The sequence below is a fragment of the Jutongia hominis genome (assembly GCF_014384965.1).
GTDB lineage: Bacteria > Bacillota > Clostridia > Lachnospirales > Lachnospiraceae > Butyribacter > Butyribacter hominis.
Genome location: NZ_JACRSW010000001.1, coordinates 151,102 through 167,491 on the forward strand (window position 1 = coordinate 151,102; position 16,390 = coordinate 167,491).

Below are 16,390 nucleotides of genomic sequence, written 5' to 3' on the forward strand. Positions count from 1 at the left end.
CATTTCTTTTTTTATCTGCCATTCTCAACACACAGCCTGCTTTTTGCTGTGTGATTGATGGCTAAATGTTCTCTATTGCGTCAATACTATTATTTTGAACTCATTTTATGACAAAGATATGAACAAATAATTATTTTTATTTAAATTAAATCTTCATAAATGTAGTCACAACTCATTGTTCTTCTATAAAAATCAGCAATATTTCCTATAAACTGATATAACTTTTCTATATTGACCTTTTTTTGATCAACGCAAAGTAACAGTTGAATTTAATCCGGCACCGAAATCATTGATGCTTTTTACTAATATGCGAATATCTGTCCTTTTGCAATCCTTCGGCTCTAATTTGATTGTATGCGGTACTGCCCATTCATAAGCAAACTCCGTTCTCTTCTCTTCATTGATATATACTTCGCATTCTCCCCAGATACCATACAGGTATAACTCCGGAAAATGTCCGTTAATCTCTTTTGGTATCTGTACTTCCTGCTGATATATAACATATTTTCCTTTGGCATTTTCAAGGACTTTGGGTGAACCGCTCTCTTTATTTACATAAATGTCCTGCCATGAATTCATATCAAAGGACTCTGTCTTTTGTAAAACATCCGGTCTTTCTTCCGACACCGGTGATAGTTTCCAATGTGTCAATGCCATCTCCTGTACGGTGCTAAGTTCTTTTGCTTCTTTTGCACTTACCACAGGAAGAATCAGACTTTTCTTTAAAAAGCTATCGATCGGCTTTTCGCAATGATCCTGTACATCACTGAAAAGACCGTTCCTTTGTTCGGTTAATTCAGCTCTTACCATCACTTTTAATTCATTTACACCACGATTCGGTCTGACTACTGCCATGCATTTTCCATGAAAGATACTTCTTACCTTTCCGTCAAACGGCTCATGACAATTCGGATCTCCATTACAGCTTCCAAGTAACTTTCCGCCTTCAACGGTAATCTCTGTCATTAGATTACAATCCGGCACCACAAGACCTGATGCATCGATTGCTTCTATGATGATCACTGCTGCATACTCACCATTTTCCAAAATATTCTTTTTCCACGAAGATAAACGGATATCTTTACATTCTCCGGTTGTCATTTGTATATCGGATGAAACAACTTTTCCATCCCGGTATCCGTCTAAACGGATCTGACCGGGTTGATACGGCACGATCCACTCGCATTGCTTAAACAGATCCACATTTTTTCTGCCAAAGCTTTCTCCATTCACAAAAAGCTCCGCTTCTTCACAATTAGTATGTGACATCACACGGATCGGACTGCCTTCTTTTCCTTTATGGTTCCAATGTGGAAGTACATGACACACCGGTTCTTTTTCAAAGATTGCTTTTGCAAGATAAAAGCCGTCTTTTTCAAATCCACAAAGATCAAGAAGACCAAAGAAAGAGGATACCGACGGCCATACATGTGGTGTCGGCTCTCCGAGATAATCAAAGCCGGTCCACATAAAACCACCTGCTACAAAGTCCCGTTCCATAATTGCTTTCCATGTATCACGAACCGTGTTTCCCCAGTCTGCAGGAGAATCATCATACGATGCCAGGAGATTTTTGCTGTCATCTTTTTCATAGCAGCCTCTTATAGAAAACGTAGATGTCGTTTCTGTTGCGATCATCGGCATGGCAGGATTTTTTTCATGAAAGGCATCATAAATAGGAAGCTGGTAATTAACGCCTGCTACATCAATAGCGATCGCTGCATTTTCTTCTTCTAACATTCCACCATGCATCGCACCTGTTACGAAACGGCCCGGATCTAATCGTAATATCGTACGCCGCATCTTTTTTGCCATTCGCATCCCCTGTAAGGTTCCTTCTAACGGCTCTTCATTAAAGATAGAATACAAGATCACACTAGGATGATTGCGATGCCTTTTGACTAAAGTTTCAAGCTGACCGATTGCTTCTACAGATGTAGAAAAATTGCGGTTTTCATCTAAAACAAGCATTCCCATTCTGTCACACGCTTCGATCAGTTCATCAGCAGGCATTCCATGTGCGCAGCGATACGCATTGCTTCCCATGGCTTTTAGCTTTTCAATGCGATATTCCCACAGATTCGATGGTACAGCCACACCAATACCGCCAAAATCCTGATGGTTACATGTTCCAAAAAGTTTCACCGGTTTATGATTTAAGAAAAAACCTTTCTTAGCATCAAAGGTGATTGTTCGGAAACCGCAAACGGTCTGTACAGAATCTATGATCTCTTCTTCTTTTGCTCCTTCCAGCAAAAGAATCATCTCAACTTCATATACATTCGGATGTTTTACATCCCATAACAATGGCTCTTTTTTAAGAAAGCTTCCTGTCACTTTTGTCTGATCCGGATCAAAACTCTGCTTTTCTGTTTCCCATACAAGTTCTTTTTGCCCGTTTGGAGAAGTCAGATAACATTGCAATTTACCTCTTTGTACTTCTGATGTTGCATTTTCTATCTCGGCTTCTATCGCAACGGCAAAACTGCCATCTTCCTGCTCTTTCGGATTCAAAAAAACACTGTCACGATCTATATGTACCGGATGCATCATTTCTAACCACACACTACGGTAAATACCTGCACCTTCATACCACCAGCCTTCCCAGATTGTTGCATCTACAAAAACAGCCAGCGTATTCGGAACATTTTCAAAGTACACAATATCTGTAATATCCATTTCAAACGGCGTATACCCCGATGTATTATGAAATATCTCTGTTCCATTCAGATAAACTATGCAACGGGTAGATACTCCTTCAAAACCGAGTACCAGCTTTTTGTCCTTTGCTTCTTTGGGCAGTAAAAAGGAACGGCGATACCATCCTTTTCCTCTGGATTTATATCCCCAGTCTGCTACATTTTCTTTATCAAATGGTGTATGGATTGACCAGTCATGAGGAAGGTCAACCTTCTGCCATTGTGACACATCATAATCTGCCTGTGGTATTCCCTGGCAGGCTCCTGCTTTTGCTGTACTATAGATCACTCCGTGATCCGTCTTAATGGCATTTTCAACTTCTCCAAGATGAAAATGCCAATCTCTGTTTAATAAATAACGTTCTCTTGGCATGCTTTACTCCTCTGTTTTTAACATCTGTTACTGTATCATAAAAACTATTTTCTTTGACTAGCTTTCTTTTAAGATTTTTTTACTGTTTTCACTATTTTATTCTATAAAACCGGTTTTGTAAATTGTTCCAATTTCTTTCGCATCTGTGACACAGACTGCATCAGTTACTTTAACTTTCATTGTCGTTGCTGTCGAAGTATCCGGGAAAACGAGCTGTAATGATTTTAATTCTGCTACATCTCCACCATCTACTTTTGATACATCAAATACCATTTGGTATGTTCCGTCTTTTTCAATCTTTACATCGTCTGTTTTGTAATTTGTGTCCCAGCATGATATCTCATTGCCTTGTGAATCTGCAATCATATAATTCCAATAACATTTCATATCTTTGATATCTAACCCTGTCACATCAAACGTAACCGCTATTGCTTTTGTATCTTTTACGTAGCTTTCCGTATCATATAATGTTAATTCCGGATCCCAGATCGTTGCAATCTTAACCCATGAACTTCCTTTCTTTTCATCGTAGATTCCTTCTGCATTATTCAATGGTATCAGATTACTGTTCGATGTTCTTTTCATTGCAACTGCTGATGAATTTTCATTTTGAGAAGATTTCTTTTGCTGCGACTGTTCTGATGTCACAGACACATTCTTTTTTTTGTCACTATTCTTCCCACATCCTGACAGCATTGCTCCTATAAGTACAATTGTCATTCCAAGCACCAATACATTTTTTCTCTTCATTCTAATCCTTCCTTTCTTTGCCGTAATTTCTCATTACCCTGCAAGCATGAAATTTTCCAAAAATGAACATTACTTATTCCTAATCAAGTATAATATGTTTGCTTTTTTTATCAATGAATTGTATTATCAAAATGAAACAAAATGAACATTATTTTTATAGAAAAGAGGGTTTTTATGAGCTTCATCTGCTTTCCGGATCTCTCATCCGTACAAGATCTGCCTTTTTATACTGTCAGCGTTGGTTTACATTATTGGCAATATCCAACCGAGCGTCCTGACGGATATGCTTATCCTCAATTTCTGTACAGCAGCCAGGGACAGGGCATTCTGACGACAGAAGGATATACAATAGAAATTCCACCACGCTCCATTATCTATCTTCCACCAAACAGTCCGCATTCCTATCACGCTATAACAGATATATGGGATGTCCGCTGGTTTGTTCCGAGTGGTTTTGAAGCACTTAAACTTTTACAGCAGCTCGGTTTTCAAAAAGCAGCGGTTTTTCCTATTACAGATTTAAGAAGCCTTGAAGAATTACACAATAAAATTCATATGGCTTTTCAAAGAAATACAAAAGACAGTCTCTTTTTTTCAGCATCCTATACATATGAATTTATATTTGAATTCTATAGACAATACAAACAAATTCACGCAATCCCTGCATTGCCATACAGAAAACGCCTCACTCCGCTTTTAGACTATATGGAACAACATTTTTCAGAGCCATTGACACAACAGGACTTATGTGCGTATATTCAAGTGACACCTCAGCATCTTTGCCGTATGTTTAAGCAATGTCTGCAAACACGTCCTATGGAATATCTTGCCCAGATCCGCATTCGCCATGCCTGTGAACTTTTGCGTAATACAAAAAACAGCATAGACTTCATATCCTATGCTGTTGGTTTTCATAATACGAATTATTTTTGTAAAGTTTTTAAAAAGATCCAGGCAATAACCCCCGGACAATATCGAATCTCTCCACGGCCTCTTTCTCCGACAGATCCGGAACTAAACAGTTAGCCTCTATAATATGCTTTAGAACTGTATCGTTACGACGCATTCTTTACAGCAGGTACAATACTTCCACATATCGACAAGCCAAAAAGAGCTATATCCATAAGAATATAGCTCTTTTTGTATATGATATAAATATTTATCTTGAATTATGCAAGCTTAGACTTTGCAACTTCTACAAGTGCTGCAAATCCTTCCGGATCACTGATAGCCATCTCAGAAAGCATCTTTCTGTTGATGTCGATCTGTGCAAGCTTTAATCCATGCATTAATTTGCTGTATGAAAGTCCATTAAGACGTGCTGCAGCGTTGATACGTGCAATCCATAATCTTCTGAACTGTCTCTTTCTTTCTTTTCTACCTGCGAAAGAAGAAGTAAGCGCTCTCATAACAGACTGCTTAGCAACTCTATACTGCTTTGATCTTGCACCTCTGTAACCCTTTGCAAGCTTTAATGTTCTATTGTGTTTTTTCTTTGCATTTAAACCGCCTTTAATACGTGCCATCTTAACTTTCCTCCTTTATTATTTAGAATATGGTAATAATCTCTTCATCATCTTTACATTAGACTCATCAACCTCAACGGCTTTTCTAAGCTGTCTTTTTCTCTTTGTTGTCTTCTTGTTTAAGATGTGGCTTGTGTTCGCATTCATCTTCATAAGTTTACCTGTTCCTGTTGTTTTGAAACGCTTTGCTGCTGCGCGCTTAGTTTTCATTTTTGGCATAATAAATTTCCTCCTTAACCTTTTGTTCTATATGGGAATCTGACTTCCTCTGAAAGACTTGCCTGAACCACAGACAAAACTTTACTAGCGTTTTTGTGACAAAAACAATACCATGCTTCTGCCTTCCATCTTTGGCTTTTTATCAACCGTAGCGATATCCTCTAACTTCTCACAGAAGCTGTCAAGGATCTGCTTGCTGTAATTGACATGTGCCATCTCACGTCCACGAAAACGTAATGTTACTTTTACTTTATCTCCTTTTGAAAGGAACTTTCTTGCCTGATTGATCTTTGTATTCAGGTCATTTGTATCAATATTTGGAGAAAGACGAACCTCTTTGACTTCCATCGTTCTCTGCTTCTTCTTAGCTTCCTTTTCTTTACGGGCAAGCTCATAACGGTACTTTCCATAATCAATGATCTTACATACCGGCGGCTTTGCTCCCGGTGCGATCTTAACCAGATCAAGATCTGCTTCTCTGGCAATCTTCATCGCATCTCTGGCAGACATAATTCCTAACTGCTCTCCATCCTGTCCGATCACACGTACTTCTTTGTCTCTAATCCTCTCATTAATCATTACTTCGCTAATGGTAGTGCACCTCCAAATTTTTTTCGATCTTCCAAACTTTAAGCTACTATTCCACAAAAAAACGTGGATGTAAAGTCATCCACGTTTATCAAAATAGCATTTTGTCTATTGATATTCTATCATAACCCAAGTCACTTGCTCGTGCTAAGGTGAGAGTGGATACTCTACTTCGTCTGTGCTCACACAGCAAAGAAAATAATATCATAGCTGTTTACTTTTGTCAATATTATTTTTAAATTTTTCTATCCTTTATTTTTAATTTTTTCTATTCATTTCTATCCATTTATCGTATTTTTTTCTATAAATACCATATTGATCTTGTTTTCATTACGACGTAAGGAGGACGGTCATGACTCAGATTCAGGCATATTCTATCATACTTTCTATAGTGACTTTTTATATTACTGCATCGAGATCATTGCCCGTGGCTATTCCCGCTTTTCGATGCTGCTTGGAAATACTCTGCAAAGATAGCATATTTTTTTATGATTTATTGTTCAAATCATCTGCTTTTTATACTCCGATGGCGTAATTCCCGTATACTTCTTAAAAACTTTTGAAAAATAAAACTCATTCTGGAAACCTGTCATGGAGGCAATTACTGCATTGCTATACTGTCCGCTTTTTAAAAAGCGTTTACTTTCTTCAATACGATATCCATTTAAAAAGCGAAAAATAGTATCTCCTGTATATTTTTTAAATTGACGATTTAAATAATCAAAATTCATGTGCATCTCACATTCGATCTTATTACTATCAATTTTTTCCGAGTAATATTTTTTCAAATAAGCCATCAGCTTTGCTATCATCTTTGTCCCCTGATCAGCCCCCACTAAAAACTCTTTTTCTAATATCCGGTATAATTCCAGCCATAAAAGCATAAGGCGTCCTCCCGCCTGTACTTTATAAAATCTATTCTGCTTTTTCATTACAAGCATGATATCTTCTAAGGATAATATAATTTTAGGAAGCTCTTCCTGTCTGATATGAAAAAATTTTGGGAACCACAAAAGAGTATTCTCCTCTTCTTTGTATCCTGTATAATAATTTTTTTGCAAATACTCCTTTTTATATGATTCTATCGTCATAATTTTTTCCTGCACTACATTCATTTTAAAATGAACATAATAATAAGTAACATCGCTCGCCAATTTTCTTCCAATATGCCATCTTGACGGATCCAATAAAATCATATCGCCTTTTTTTAAGTCATATTCCTGTTCATTTTCCGTCAAAAGCATTCTACCATCCTTTATCAAATATAAAATAAATTCCGTTGGTTTGCGACGAAAATGCTGATTTGGCGAATCTATGGATACCTTATTCGCCAAAAGCACTTCCGGAGTCCCGCACAGATCAATCTGAAAAAAATTTTCTTCTGTCCTCATCATCCACCTCATTTCCTTTCATCCTTGATAGCCTGAAATTTCTACACCCCTTATGAATATCTCATTTTCTAATCAGTCGCTAATATATAAATTTTTTCGTTTTTATACATGGATATTCCTTTTTCGTCATGCTATTGTAATTATGGAAGTGATAATTTTTATCTGACTGTTCATTACTATATGGACATCTTTTATTCTGTAAAAATGTATCATTAACCATACCATATTTTTATAGTATCACATTTATTTGTTTTTCACGAATATATATTAGTGGTTTTCTTTTTCCTAAAATCAATCTATAAAATGTATATTCACAACGTATTTTAAGAAGGAGGTCGCTATGAAACACACTCTACATTACAGAAGAAACCTTTTTTTGTCTTTATCTTCTTTTGCAGCAATTCTTTTGGTTGGATCAGCAACTATTCATGTAAATGCAAAAGTGGTCACACCACGTCTCAACATAAAGAAAATGACCTTACAAGTCGGTTCAACCAGGCAGCTCAAAGTTAAAAAGACTAAAAAAAGGGTCATTTGGAAAAGTTCTCACAAAAAAATAGCATATGTAACAAAAAAAGGATTGGTAAAAGCAAGAAAAAAAGGAAACGTTAAAATATATGCCTATTTAGGCAAGAAGAAGTTTGTTTGCAATGTGAAGGTTATTGCTAAAACAAAAAAACAGTCGGCTAAAAACAAACAAACACCATCTTCTTATACAACAGCTACAGCACAACCTTCTTTACCTGTTTCAACGGTTGTACCAACTAATACGACAGATCCAACTTTTTCTCCAACTTCTGTACCCGAAGAAGATAACTGGAATATTGATAAACAAAGTGGCACTAAAGAGGCTTTTAAAAAGTATTTTAAAGTGGACCTTAATACTTATACCGAAGGAAAAGATACACCACTTGGCACAATCCAAAAAATTCATTATGATTCTACGGTTATTGGAGAAACTCGAGAAGCTTATGTTTATACCCCAAACGGCTATACAACTGATAAAACCTATCCCGTCCTCTATCTGATTCATGGCATTGGCTGTAACGGATCACAGTGGGTATCCATGCAACTCAATGCAATCCTTAGTAACCTGATCGTTAAAGATAACGTCGCACCTTTTGTTGCAGTTTGCCCTAGCGTAATCCCCCCTGCGGATAAGCGAACAGATGTCACATTAAGTCCCGAGAACATTCAGGCATTTACTGATTTTGATGCAGAGTTTACTACTGATCTGCAGCCATATATTCAAAGTCATTATTCGGTTTCTACTGATCGTAAAGAAACAGCGTTATGTGGTTTATCTATGGGTGGAATGGAAGCACTTTCATTAGGATTTTCACACCTTGACCTTTTTGATTATATTGGTTCCTTTTCTGCAGCACCAACCTTAGATACTTCACTTCTTACAACTAAAGGAAGTGCCTATATTCCGTCTTTAGTTATGCTTTCAAGCGGAACTGCTGACAATACAGTTGGTGACACACCTAAAAAATATCATGAAGTTCTGACACAGAATCAAGTTGACCATATCTGGTTTCAATATCCTCGTGGCAGTCATAGTACAGAAGTATGGCAGAACGGATTGATCAATTTTGTGAAAAGAATACCATTTTAAGATGTTTAAAAAGTAAATTTTAAAAGCAAAGTATACTCCGTATAATGGGTATACTTTGTTTATTTATTGCAAAATTTCTGTTAGTATTTCTTTTATGCTCATACATGGCAAAAGCTGTTTTTGCTTCTTTATCAGCTTTTCACAGCAGAATCATATAAACTGTATCCCTGCACGATTGAAAGCAGCTCTTCTTTGTTTTCTGCATTCTCCTGTAACAACCGGTCAATGCTTTGAATAAACTCTTTTTTTACTTCCTCGTTGTATTCGATCCGCTCTCGCAGACGTTGTCTTTGTACATTCAATCCATGACGGATCTCAACCATTTCACGCGGATCTATAATCGCAAGCACTTGGGAAAGCCAGATTTCCCGGTCACGGATCTCATACTTTTTCAGCATTTTGATCAATTGTTCGCAATAGAAATTCAACTGTTCTGTATTCTCTGCAAATTTCTTTTCATATTCTTTCTCTTTGCAATATTCGCCCCAGATCTTTTCAAAATCCGATGCATTTTTAACACCGAACTTCTCATGATTATATTCCATGACATTCAGATTATTCACGCATTTGATCTTTACACGGTTCAAAAGTCCGATGGCTTTATCCAGCTTGCGGTCAGCCATTGTCATATCTCTTCTGTTTTTATTTGATTCAATAAAAAGAACCGTCGCCGATATTGCTGCTAACAATACTGTTGCAAGATACGGAAATGTCATATCCGTTTCTAATGCGAAATAGATTGCAACAAATAAGACAAACAAAGACAGGATCAATGCAATTAAAAACTTTGCCATTACTTTTAATGCATGCTGCTTTTCAACAATGTCTCCCTTTTCTTTGCGTATCTTTTTCTTTTCTGCATGAAGTTTTTCAAGGTCTCCATCCAGTGCTTTCTGGTAAGCTTCCTGTTCATACATTTTCTTGATCTCATCGACTAATTCTTCTTCATAAGGATCCAGCCTTCGTATAGCCGCTTCTGAGATAGTCAGATTACGATTTTTATACTGGTTTCTTTCTCTGGTCAGTTTAACGATCTGTCCGGCAGAATCCAATACTTCTTTTTTATCTTCTCCCTCAATCCTTTCAATCCTTTGGATATCCAGCAAAGATTCTGTCACATTCTGGTACTCTTTCCGGCACTTTTCAATCTGGCGGTCTGCATCGACCACAGACTGGCAGCATTCCGTGACGTACCGTTTCTGATCATTTTTATAAACCGGTTTGATCACTTCTGTTTTATATTGCTCCTGTGTTGCCACACCTGCCGGAATCTCTTCCGTATCTTTATCTTCTACAGAAGTATCCTGCATAATTTCTTCTGTCTGCTCCGTCTCTCGTTCCTGTTTTCTTTTTTTTCTCTTTCGATTCCAAAAAGCCATTTTTATCCCCATTTCCAAATATCATTTTATTATACAAACCAATCCATCACGTACGCTGCCGGATGATAAACAACTTCATCGCTTATATGATCGACAAACGAGCCAATCCGACGCTTGCTCTGCCGACATACGCTCACACGATCTGTTTGCGGTATTCGTTCTTCCAATCTAACACATATTTGTGAACTTTATCGTAATACTCTGCCACATTGCCACTCTTCATCACATTTCGAAGCTTTTCTATCTTAAGTGCTTCCCTGCATTGACTGCTCTGACTGATCACTTGCGTATATTCTTTTTCCCATTGAAGCTGTTTTTCCGGTGAAACATCAAAGTCCACAAGTGCTTTTTTATACCCTTCTACATCCTTGCTCAGACGCAGGGCAAAAAGTCCCTGTGACAAAGAAGCATCCTTCTTGTTCTGTTCATATGCTTTCAGAAAATATTCTGCTGCCTTACGAAATTCCGCGAGATTGCTATACGCCACACCCATATTATGAAAAATACTTCCGTACGCTTCTTTTTCGGCATGTAAGACCTCATCACTTTCAAATACTTTTTCATATTCTTCCAGGGCTTTTTCATATGAATGGCAGGCAAGATAAGTATCTCCTTTATGCTTTTTCCTTGCATATGCCGGCATCTGCTCGATCTCATCCATCAGACGGATCAGTGCATTGATCTCTTCTTCATCATAATAATCACAGCTACAGCAGATCGTGACCACGATATCCCTCAAATTTTTATGATCCTGTATCAGACAGGCAAGCTTATGTGAGGTCTCTTCCATATGCAGTTCTTTTTCAATCCACATTACAAACTCACGATCAAACACTTCTTCCTGGATCATATAAATATTATGCCAGATATAATAGCAGACTTCTTCCATCGAATACACATTAGTATCTGTCAGCCGAAAATGATATGGTGTCAAAGCCAGCGGACTGCTGCATTGAATTAATTTCCCCATGTTTCTTCCTCCTACAGTTGAATATGACGTTCCCAGACACGATTACTTGCTGCACAGATCTCACCAAATCCGTTGTCTTTTAATGTAACAATGCAGTTTGTCCGGTTTGCAAAACGAATGCGTATCGTAAAACGTGTTGTTTTATTTTCTCTCTTGGAAAATCCACTTAACGAAAGCATATGCGCTTTCGTTTCATGCTTTAACACATCCTGTACTACGATCTGTATCTCATCTTCCTGATCCGGTATAACATCTACACTTCCATCGACTTCTTTCCATGGTGTGCCTGCTTTTACCAGAAGTTCTTCATGATCTGTGGCATCTTTATATGTTCTGATATAGATATTACTCGCTACCATCTCATCATCAAGGAACAGACAATGATCTAATTTTCCCATGCCGGATAATTCTCTTGCCGCATAACATGCCCCATGTGTAAAAAGGTTCTGTCCGCGAAAGATTCTGCGCCCCATACAGAGTTCTTTTAGTGCTTCATTGGACCACTCGCCTTCAAAGCCCTTGCCGGTAACATAGATTGTTGTAACATACTGCTTGTGCAATGCTGTCTGGGCTGCATTCAGAAAAGCATACGACAGCATTTCTTCTTCCTGTCCAATCTTGTCCCAGTCAAGATCCTGTGTCAGATTCTTCTTTGTAACACCTATGATATACGGTTCTCTTTTGCGGTTAATATCAATCTGTGAATACCAAAGCCCTTTTTGTGTCAGTTCAAAAAGACCGACATTGTTGCTCCAAAGTTCCTTGGGCTGACTGATCGCATAATACATATAGCTCTGCTTATGATTCTGCACCACCAGTGTATCTTTTGGCATTCCAAGCTCATTGGCTATCTTTAAAAGATAAGAGACCAGGCGTTCTTCTTTCTCATCTAATGTGATCACAAGTTTTTTGATCATTTCATCCGGATAATATTCTGTCAGCAAACTTAATACTTTCACAAGATACCTTTTTAGCACCTGATAACTGTCAAGTTTTTGCATACCAACTTCGATCGTATCACTCTTTGCAACATCCAAAAGCAAGTGCTGTAAACGGATCTGTCCGGTCTGATCTCCTTGCATTTCATCGATCCAGTACCATTCCCCACTACCGGGTACATAAGTCAATGCTGTCGGAATCTCATATTCTCTTTTTCCATGGATCATTCTGCCGATCGCAACCGGCTCATAGGTTGTAAAGTCAAAACAGCTGATCTGTGTTACCTGTTCTCCGATATCCATACCAACTAATAATGTTCTTTTTTCTTCCATTGTCTTTTTCTCCCGATCATTTGTCTAATGGTTTAAACAGCCTGTTTACACTCTCTTTTGTTTCTACATATTCTTTCATCATATCAATCAATGTGTTCTCTTCGTTCATTTCCTGTGCGATCATCATCAGGTTCAGCATATGATAACGGCTGCTTCTTCGTTCATTATCCATACTTTCATCAAATCGTACCGAAGCACTCTTTGTGATCACTTCGCCTTCCGGACGCACCTCAGAGATATAATATTGAAGCATTTCATCCTGAAAAAGCACAAACTCCTTGACACGCTGTCCATAAAAGACATCCCGCATGGTTTCCGTGACATATTCCCCTTTTTCGTATCCTGACGAGATCATATAATGGATCCGTACTTCATATGCCGGATCAGTAATATAGTCTATATAACACTGGTCTAACAAATGAATTGGCAAAGATGCCACTCCATCAAACTCTCTGTAAAAAGGAAAGATCATTTTCTTTTCATACAGACGATTGATATGATATTCTACAAATTGCTTTTCTTCCGGTGTCAGATTTTTCTTTTTACTTAAATCTTTCAGGCTTGCGATCAGACAAAACATATTGTCCTGCATCTGTACCTCTTTATAAAAATAATCAAACATTTCTGTCGGAATAACCCAGGAATGGATCAGATAGTGATAGGCAATAAATTTCAAAAACGCCCACACTAACTGCTTATCCCGTTCTAACGGATAATACGAATAAAAGACTTCATAGGCATCCGGTGACATTTCTCCGGTAAAAATGATCTGTCCTAAGATTCTCTCCGAAAAATCCGTTGTATCGATAGAGAAACCTTTTGCATATTTCCATATCTGAACCATACTGCTGATATTCCCGTTATAATAACGGCAAAGATAACGAAGCATATTTTCATCAAAATGTCCTGTTTCCAGTATATACCATGCTATTTTCAAAAGCTCGGTATCTTCTTTCTCCATGGATTGCAAGAAAGAATCCGATGCAATCTTTAACAGTCGTTTTCCATCAATCTTATGAAAGCCATAACGGTAAATTCCATCCATTGCTTTGTCAAAATAACGACGTACCGCACAATATTCAAAGAATTGTTTTCGCTCCGATACATTGACCATATCCCAGTCAAGTTCTTCTAATGCTTCATCTAAAAGTTCACTTTCAAAATTATCATAATAATAGCGTACCAGCGAGCAGAATGCTTTTTTGTAATAATGTCTGCTTAACTTCTCAATACCAAGCACTTCTTTTCGTACTGCCATGACATCTTTGCCAATCTGGTTCATACGCTCTGCCTTGTCATACAGATACAGGATCAGACGAAAATCCCTGCATCCTTTTTCATAACAGCTTCCTGCCAGAAAGTCGAGATTCAGGAATCGCTGTAACGTATAATCAATGGAAAGAGCATAACGATTATCTAACTGATCTGCCAGAAAGATCTGATAATTTTCTGTAAACAGCTGTACTACTGCTTTTCCTTTTACCAATGGCACAAAAATCTCTCCTTCTAACTCCCTGTGTTTTACATAGACACCAATGATCTTATCATTTTCACAGGTAAGTTCATAAGAAAACATCACATTTGCCAGCTCTTTTGCCGTCTTTTCGTTCAAAGCATCTTCCTTGATAAATTCTTCATATAACACAGCCAGATTGGCGTTGATCCTGCCTTCCGCAAGCTGTCTGTATGTATATTCTTCCATCACCGGAAGATATGCCTCATACGTTTCTGTCATGTTCTCTTTGTTGCGTACCACATAAGCATATAACATTGCTTTCTTCATAACAGTCAGATGATTGTCATACAGGAAATATAGCAAGGTACTGTCCTGCAAACGCATTTCCTGTGACTCATCGATCGAATACATATAATATTCATACAGATCTGTCAGCTTCAGGTTATGTTCAACACCAAGATCATACCAATAGAATGCTTCCTTCGTGGTCATCTGTCCTTTCATCAGGATCTTACATACAGCCGCTAACAGCTCATCATCCTGATATTGCTCATAAAAACGGCAGACATCCCCTAAAACGACTTTTGAAAAATAACGCATCTTTCCAGCCAGATAACAAAATCTCGTTGCTACAGCTTCTTCCACAAACCCCTGCTTGCTGCCCCAGTGAATTGCATTACATACACCTTCTGAAAGTTCTAACAATAAGGATGGATCGTCATTTAAGATACTGCAGATCTCCAGATACAGTACCGGACTATGACATCCGTGATCCAGCTGTTTTAAGATGTCTTCATACTTTTTATGTTCCGAACGATATTCCTCTGACAGGAACAATAAGAACCACAGATACCGCCAATCCGATGCATTCTTTTGATATAAATCCCGAATCTTTGCAACATACTCTTCTACAACCTCTTCCTCGTCACACCAGATTCCCTTCAGGTACAGATAAGCCCCATATAATAATGGTTCTTTTTGCAATTTTTCTTCCTGCGTTTCTAAAAAAGAAAAACTGCTTTGCACTAACTGTTCGTTATGTTCCATAATCCCAAAATGGGTGCGGTAAAGCTGCGTAACGATCGTCATGCCATCCTGTTCCATCTGACGGATGACATTTTCTGCTTCAGAAAGATATACATCCTGCTCTAAATGTCCCATACAGAATTCCATATAAAACTGAATGATCTTTAATAACTGCTTCTGGCGTATTCTCTTTTGTTCGACCGCTTTATGCGTCTGTCCTGCCTTATTTGCTTCAATTAAGATCTCTGTTTTCTGTCCTACGGATTCTACTGTCATACGGGCATAATTCTTACCCGGAAGCATCTTATCGACATTGATCGTAAAATACAATGTATAGACATTTCCAATAAATGCATCGGTCCAGATCCTCTTATTTTGCGGAATCACAAAATCACTGTCCGATGTCACTTTATACTCCGCATATCCCCAGTTATCTTTGGTCAGAACGATCTTATCCTGAAAGTTCTGCGTACAGTCTTCATATAAAAAATGTGTCTTATCTGCTGTAATATGAATACCGACTTTTTTATGGATCGCGATCAGAAATTCTTCCATTGCAAGACCTTTCGCAGAACCTTTGGCAAGACCTTCGTATAAAGCAATATTTACATTATCATGATAGAGAAAAATATCTTCGAAATGTTTGTTACGAAAAAGCGCTGCTGCCTCATCCGGCTTTTCTTTTGCAAGATTTGTAAAATGAAACAGATCACGGATCTTTCCGGTTGACACTTCACAGGATGGCACACCAACTAATGCCTCAAACAGCAGTTTTTTCGTACCACAGTCCGAGATCACACGGATACACCCTGTTATTTTTTCGCCGGGTTGCAAAGAAGTTGCATCAAATTGATATGATATCGCATTCTGCTTCCCATGAAAAAATTCTGTCTGAAACTGTAAAAAATGACTGTCTGTATGAACCACACCCCGCATGTCCTCTTCCTGATCGTTGCTGACAACAAATTCCCCACGAACGATTTCTCCGGCATTGACTGATATCGTAAGCTCTGTGATTGAAAGTTTTATCTTAGGAACGCTATATGTAAATTCACCTCTTGCAGCCTTATTTATTTTCTCTCTCATAATTCCTCCCGTACATTTCCATAGATACTTTATATTAT

General features: G+C 37.9%; 12 protein-coding genes. 2 read left to right on the forward strand and 10 right to left on the reverse strand.

The annotated features are described in order from the left end of the window. Window positions 1-246: 246 nt before the first annotated feature. The gene (galA, locus tag H8700_RS00645) at window positions 247-3,072 is read right to left on the reverse strand and encodes a beta-galactosidase GalA (RefSeq protein ID WP_249302214.1); all 2,826 of its coding nucleotides are present in this window, start codon (window positions 3,070-3,072) and stop codon (window positions 247-249) included. A gap of 96 nt (window positions 3,073-3,168) precedes the next feature. Further along, complete coding sequence (locus tag H8700_RS00650; protein ID WP_249302216.1) at window positions 3,169-3,822, reverse strand: hypothetical protein; 654 nt, start codon at window positions 3,820-3,822, stop codon at window positions 3,169-3,171. Between the two features lie 174 nt (window positions 3,823-3,996). Between H8700_RS00650 and H8700_RS00655 the strand changes: the two genes are divergently transcribed. Continuing rightward, window positions 3,997-4,848: a helix-turn-helix domain-containing protein gene (locus tag H8700_RS00655; protein ID WP_249302218.1), complete on the forward strand. Its 852-nt coding sequence runs from the start codon at window positions 3,997-3,999 to the stop codon at window positions 4,846-4,848. A 143-nt stretch (window positions 4,849-4,991) separates the two neighbouring features. Here H8700_RS00655 and rplT read toward each other — a convergent pair whose 3' ends face one another. The 4 genes from rplT to H8700_RS00675 all read right to left on the reverse strand — a co-directional run bounded on the left by rplT (window position 4,992) and on the right by H8700_RS00675 (window position 7,549). After that, window positions 4,992-5,348 carry a 50S ribosomal protein L20 gene (rplT, locus tag H8700_RS00660; RefSeq protein ID WP_022141286.1) on the reverse strand — a complete coding sequence of 119 codons (357 nt, stop codon included), beginning with the start codon at window positions 5,346-5,348 and terminating at the stop codon, window positions 4,992-4,994. 18 nt (window positions 5,349-5,366) lie between these two features. Continuing rightward, window positions 5,367-5,567: a 50S ribosomal protein L35 gene (gene rpmI, locus H8700_RS00665; RefSeq protein WP_022141287.1), complete on the reverse strand. Its 201-nt coding sequence runs from the start codon at window positions 5,565-5,567 to the stop codon at window positions 5,367-5,369. An 84-nt stretch (window positions 5,568-5,651) separates the two neighbouring features. Next, window positions 5,652-6,146: a translation initiation factor IF-3 gene (infC, locus tag H8700_RS00670; protein ID WP_249302219.1), complete on the reverse strand. Its 495-nt coding sequence runs from the start codon at window positions 6,144-6,146 to the stop codon at window positions 5,652-5,654. A gap of 509 nt (window positions 6,147-6,655) precedes the next feature. Beyond that, window positions 6,656-7,549 (reverse strand): helix-turn-helix domain-containing protein, encoded by an 894-nt coding sequence (locus H8700_RS00675; RefSeq protein WP_249302220.1) that lies wholly within the window; start codon window positions 7,547-7,549, stop codon window positions 6,656-6,658. Between the two features lie 373 nt (window positions 7,550-7,922). Between H8700_RS00675 and H8700_RS00680 the strand changes: the two genes are divergently transcribed. Further along, entirely contained in the window at window positions 7,923-9,164 is a 1,242-nt protein-coding gene (locus H8700_RS00680; RefSeq protein ID WP_249302221.1) for an alpha/beta hydrolase-fold protein, read from the forward strand. Window positions 9,165-9,295: 131 nt separating this feature from the next. Here the strand turns inward: H8700_RS00680 and H8700_RS00685 are convergent, their stop codons facing one another. The 4 genes from H8700_RS00685 to H8700_RS00700 form a co-directional block, all read right to left on the reverse strand. Continuing rightward, window positions 9,296-10,543 (reverse strand): hypothetical protein, encoded by a 1,248-nt coding sequence (locus tag H8700_RS00685; RefSeq protein WP_249302222.1) that lies wholly within the window; start codon window positions 10,541-10,543, stop codon window positions 9,296-9,298. A gap of 133 nt (window positions 10,544-10,676) precedes the next feature. After that, window positions 10,677-11,513, reverse strand: a complete 837-nt coding sequence (locus H8700_RS00690) for a tetratricopeptide repeat protein (protein ID WP_249302223.1) — start codon at window positions 11,511-11,513, stop codon at window positions 10,677-10,679. A gap of 11 nt (window positions 11,514-11,524) precedes the next feature. Further along, window positions 11,525-12,784 (reverse strand): DUF5716 family protein, encoded by a 1,260-nt coding sequence (locus tag H8700_RS00695; protein WP_249302229.1) that lies wholly within the window; start codon window positions 12,782-12,784, stop codon window positions 11,525-11,527. Window positions 12,785-12,800: 16 nt separating this feature from the next. Further along, complete coding sequence (locus tag H8700_RS00700; RefSeq protein ID WP_249302231.1) at window positions 12,801-16,352, reverse strand: DUF5717 family protein; 3,552 nt, start codon at window positions 16,350-16,352, stop codon at window positions 12,801-12,803. Window positions 16,353-16,390 lie beyond the last annotated feature (38 nt).